The sequence below is a fragment of the Streptomyces sp. NPDC056361 genome (assembly GCF_042262805.1).
Lineage (GTDB): Bacteria > Actinomycetota > Actinomycetes > Streptomycetales > Streptomycetaceae > Streptomyces.
The window spans coordinates 1-4,663 of sequence record NZ_JBHJQI010000272.1 but is presented as its reverse complement, the minus strand read 5'-3'; the positions used below and the strand labels follow the sequence as shown (position 1 = coordinate 4,663).

At 73.9% G+C, this 4,663-nt stretch carries 4 protein-coding genes; 2 read left to right on the top strand and 2 right to left on the bottom strand.

Annotated features, from left to right (window positions below):
- Window positions 1–128 precede the first annotated feature (128 nt).
- Window positions 129–1,409, bottom strand: coding sequence for an adenosylmethionine--8-amino-7-oxononanoate transaminase (locus tag ACFCY7_RS39840; RefSeq protein WP_376490972.1), 1,281 nt, complete (start codon window positions 1,407–1,409; stop codon window positions 129–131).
- A complete protein-coding gene (gene bioB, locus ACFCY7_RS39835; protein WP_376490971.1) occupies window positions 1,402–2,670 on the bottom strand; it encodes a biotin synthase BioB in 1,269 nt (422 codons plus the stop codon). Before bioB ends, ACFCY7_RS39840 begins: the two co-directional genes overlap by 8 nt.
- A 143-nt stretch (window positions 2,671–2,813) precedes the next feature.
- Here bioB and ACFCY7_RS39830 point away from each other — a divergent pair, with 143 nt between their 5' ends.
- Together ACFCY7_RS39830 and ACFCY7_RS39825 are read left to right on the top strand one after the other, a co-directional pair.
- Complete coding sequence (locus ACFCY7_RS39830; protein WP_376490970.1) at window positions 2,814–3,992, top strand: 8-amino-7-oxononanoate synthase; 1,179 nt, start codon at window positions 2,814–2,816, stop codon at window positions 3,990–3,992.
- Window positions 3,993–4,155: 163 nt separating this feature from the next.
- Window positions 4,156–4,590, top strand: a complete 435-nt coding sequence (locus ACFCY7_RS39825; protein WP_376490969.1) for an ATP-binding protein — start codon at window positions 4,156–4,158, stop codon at window positions 4,588–4,590.
- Window positions 4,591–4,663 lie beyond the last annotated feature (73 nt).

The following is a 4,663-nucleotide window of genomic DNA, read 5'->3' as shown; positions in this document are numbered from 1 at the left end:
GCGGCGGCCACCGCGGCGGTCACGACCGTCTTGCCGATCTCCGTCCCCGTACCGCTGACGACGATGATTCCCACTGCTGCCCAGTCCTTCCGTTGAGCCCGCCGGACCCCTGCGCCCGCTCGGTCGGTTCAGCCCGCCGACGCGGCCGCGCGGACGGCCGCGCAGATGCGGGCCAGGTCCTCGCCACCGGTCACGTACGGCGGCATGGTGTAGATCAGGTCCCTGAACGGGCGCAGCCACACGCCCTCGCGGACGGCCGCGCGCGTCGCCGCCTCCATGTCGACCTCGTGGTCGAGCTGGACGACGCCGATCGCGCCGAGCACCCGCACCTCGCGCACGCCCGGGAGGTCGGCCGCCGGGGCGAGCCCCTCCCGCAGACCGGTCTCGATCCGCTTGACCTCGACCTCCCAGTCCTGGGAGAGCAGCAGGTCGAGCGAGGCGAGGGCGACGGCCGAGGCGAGCGGGTTGCCCATGAAGGTCGGCCCGTGGGCCAGGATCGGCACCTCGCCCTGCGAGATCCCGTCGGCGACCCGGCCCGTGCAGAGCGTCGCGGCCATCGACAGGTAGCCGCCGGTCAGCGCCTTGCCCACGCACATCACGTCGGGGGAGACCCCCGCGTGATCGGCGGCGAACAGCTTGCCCGTCCGGCCGAACCCGGTCGCGATCTCGTCGAAGACGAGCAGCACGTCGTGCGCGTCGCACGCCTCGCGGAGCACCCGGAGGTAGCCGGGGTCGTGGAAGCGCATGCCTCCGGCGCCCTGGACCACGGGTTCCACGACCACGGCGGCCAGCTCGTGCGCGTGGCGCCCGATCTCCGTCCGCAGCAGTTCGGCGTAGGACTCCTGGTACGCGACCGGCGGGGCGTCCACGAACACCTGCCGCTGGAGCACGCCCGACCACAGCTCGTGCATCCCGCCCTGCGGGTCGCACACCGACATCGGCTGCCAGGTGTCGCCGTGGTAGCCGCCGCGCCAGGTGAAGAGCCGCTGCTTCTCGGGCCGGCCGAGGGAGCGCCAGTACTGCAGGCACATCTTGGCCGCGACCTCGACGGAGACGGAGCCCGAGTCGCTGAGGAAGACGTGCCGCAGCGGCTCGGGGGTGATCTCGACGAGCCGGGCGGCGAGCAGGACGGCCGGCTCGTGGGTGAGCCCGCCGAACATGACGTGGCTCATCTTCTCCAGCTGGCCGCGCACCGCATCGTTGAGCACGGGGTGGTTGTAGCCGTGGATCGCCGACCACCACGAGGACATGCCGTCGACCAGCTCGTCCCGACCCTCCACCGGCTCGGCGAGGTGGAGGTGCACCCCGGACGCGGACGCGACGACCAGCGGCTCCGCCCGGCCCGGCATGGGGCCGTACGGGTGCCAGACGTGCGCCCGGTCCAGGGCGAGGAGTTCGTCGTTACGCATTCGGCGCCAGGTCCGTGCCGGCACCCCGGCGGCGCACCGCCACCAGGTCGGTGCGGGCCCCGTTCGGCGCGGCCTCGGAGGCCGGCGCCTCCGCCCGCGCCTCCGCCGGAGCCTCCGCGTGACCGCCGCACGGGCCGCAGCCGCCACCGGCGTGCGAGCCGCAGCCCGCGCCCTCGGCGGACGCCTGCGAACCGCAGCCGGAGCCCTCGGCGGAGCCGTGCGAGCCGCAGCCGCCGCCCGCCGCGGCGAGCGCGTCCGCGCGGTGCTTCGGCAGTGTGGTCGTGCCGGCGCCCTCCACCTCGAAGCCGGCGTCCGCGATCATGTCCAGGTCGGCCTGGCCGGCCTGGCCCTCGCTGGTCAGGTAGTCGCCGAGGAAGATCGAGTTCGCGATGTTCAGCGCGAGCGGCTGCATCGAGCGCAGGTGCACCTCACGGCCGCCCGCGATCCGCACCTCGACGTCGGGGCAGACGAACCGGACCATCGCCAGGATCCGCAGGCAGCGCTGCGGGGTGAGGTTCCACTCCTTGGCGAGCGGGGTCCCCTCGAACGGGATGAGGAAGTTGACCGGCACCGAGTCCGAGTCGAGGTCGCGCAGCGCGTACACGACGTCGACCAGGTCCTCGTCGCTCTCGCCCATGCCCGCGATGAGGCCCGAGCACGCCGACAGACCGGCGGCGTGCGCCTTCTGCACGGTGTCCACCCGGTCCGCGTAGGTGTGGGTCTTGGTGATCCCCTCGTACGTCGCCTCGGACGTGTTGAGGTTGTGGTTGTACGCGTCGGCGCCGGCCTCGCGCAGCCGCTCCGCCTGGCCGTCCGAGAGCAGACCGAGGCAGGCGCACACCTCGACGCCCTCGTTCTGCTCCTTGATGGCCTCGATGGTCTTGCCGACCCGCTCGACGTCGCGGTCCGTCGGACCGCGCCCGCTGGCCACCAGGCAGACCCGCTTGGCGCCGCCCGCGACGCCCGCCGCGGCGGCCTGGGACGCCTCGTCCGGCTTCAGCCACGTGTACTTGAGGATCTCGGCCTTGGAGCCGAGCCGCTGGGAACAGTACGAGCAGTCCTCGGGGCACAGCCCCGACTTCAGGTTGACGAGGTAGTTGAGCTTCACCCGACGCCCGAACCACTGGCGGCGCACCTTGCCGGCCGCCGCCACCACATCGAGCAGTTCGTCGTCGGAGGTCGCCAGGACGGCGAGCGCTTCTTCACGGGTCGGCAGCTCGCGCCGCAGCCCCTTTTCCACCAGCGTGTTCAGCAGGTCCATAACCGCAGATCCTTGCCTACCGCCCGCCCCCGGGCCAAGGAGGAACCGAACAAACGCCTCCGATTGAGGTGTGTGGATGACCACATCACGACCTCGGCGTACTCCGGTTAGGGTCTGTGCGCTGCCTACAAAAGGATCGCCGCATGCCACAGGCCGACGACGCACGGGCCGCGGGCCCGCGCCGGACCGCGTTCGACTGGACCGACGCCGAGGCGCGCCGCCGGGCGGAGGCCGGTCTCGTCCGTACGCTGCGGCCCCGCGCGGCCGAGTCGGACCTCCTCGACCTGGCGAGCAACGACTACCTCGGGCTCACCCGCCGCCCGGAGGTCACCGAGGCGGCGGCCGAGGCGGCACGGCGCTGGGGCGCCGGCTCCACCGGCTCGCGGCTCGTCACCGGCACCACCCGGCTGCACACCCGCCTGGAGCGCGAACTCGCCGACTTCTGCGGCTTCGAGGCGGCCCTGGTCTTCTCCTCCGGCTACACCGCCAACCTGGCGGCGCTCACCGCGCTGGGCGGCCGGGACGCGCTGATCGTGTCCGACGCCGCCAACCACGCCTCGATCGTGGACGGCTGCCGCCTGGCCCGCGCCGAGACGGCCGTCGTCCCGCACACCGACCCCGAGGCCGTACGCAAGACGCTGGAGGCCCACCCCGGGAGGCGCGCCCTGGTCGTCAGCGACTCCGTCTTCTCCGTCGACGGGGACAAGGCCCCGCTGTCGGAACTCGCCGAGGCCTGCCGCGCGCACGGTGCCGGGCTCGTCGTGGACGACGCCCACGGCTTCGGCGTCCTCGGTACGGGGGGCAGGGGCGCCCTGCACGAGGCCGGGCTCGCCGGCGACGAGGACGCCGTCGCCACCCTCACCCTCTCCAAGTCCCTGGGCAGCCAGGGCGGCGCCGTCCTCGGCCCCGCCCGGGTGATCGAGCACCTGGTCAACGCCGCCCGCACCTTCATCTTCGACACCGGGCTCGCCCCGGCCGCCGCCGGCGGGGCGCTCGCGAGCCTGCGCCTGATCGCCGCCGAGCCGGGCCTCGCCGAGCGGGCCCGTACGGTCGCGACGACCCTGCACCGGCTGCTCACCGACGCCGGCCTCGTCTCGGCCAGGCCCGACGCGGCGGTCGTCTCGGTCCGCGCGCCCTCCCCGGAGGCGGCGCTGGCCTGGGCGGCGGACTGCCGTGAACAGGGCCTCCTCGTCGGCTGCTTCCGGCCGCCGTCGGTGCCCGACGGCATCTCGCGGCTGCGGCTCACGGCCCGCGCCGACCTCACGGACGCGCAGATCGAGCGGGCGGTGGCGACGATCCTGCGGACGGCGCCCGTCGTCTGAGTCGGCGGCCCAAGCGCGTTCACGGGTCGCAGAGTTCACCGCTTCGGGCGACAGATGGGGACATATCTTGGTGGAACCCCGCCCGGGGCGGCACGATCGGTGGCACTCTGACGCGAAGCGCAATCCGGGGCAATGCTCCCGGCGGGAAAGGGACAGCGTCGCCATGGCAGATCACCAGGAAGCATCCGTCACTCTGCCGAGCGAACCCGCCTCGGTCCCCACGGCCCGGCGGTACGTCGCGGACGTGCTCGCCGACTGGGGCCTCGACGACGACGGCGACACCGCCGACGCGATCCGCCTGATCGTCTCGGAGCTGGCCACCAACGCGGTGCTCCACACCTTCGGCCAGTCGCCGACGTTCACCGTCGACGTTCGGCTGGTGCGCGAGGAAGTCCTCCACGTCGGCGTGACCGACAGCCATCCCCGCCGGCCCCGCCGCCTCCCGGCCGCGGTCCAGCAGGACAACGGCCGCGGCCTCGTCATCATCCGCTCGCTCGCGGCCGAGGCCGGTGGCCGCCTCTCCGTCACGCCGACCGAGGAGGGCGGCAAGACGGTCGCGATCACGCTCCCGTGGACGGCCGCCCGGGTAGCGATCTAGGGCCCGGGGTGCACGGGCCCCCGGGCGCCCCCCAGGGGCCGCCCCCGGGCGGCCCGGACCCCTCCACCAGGCC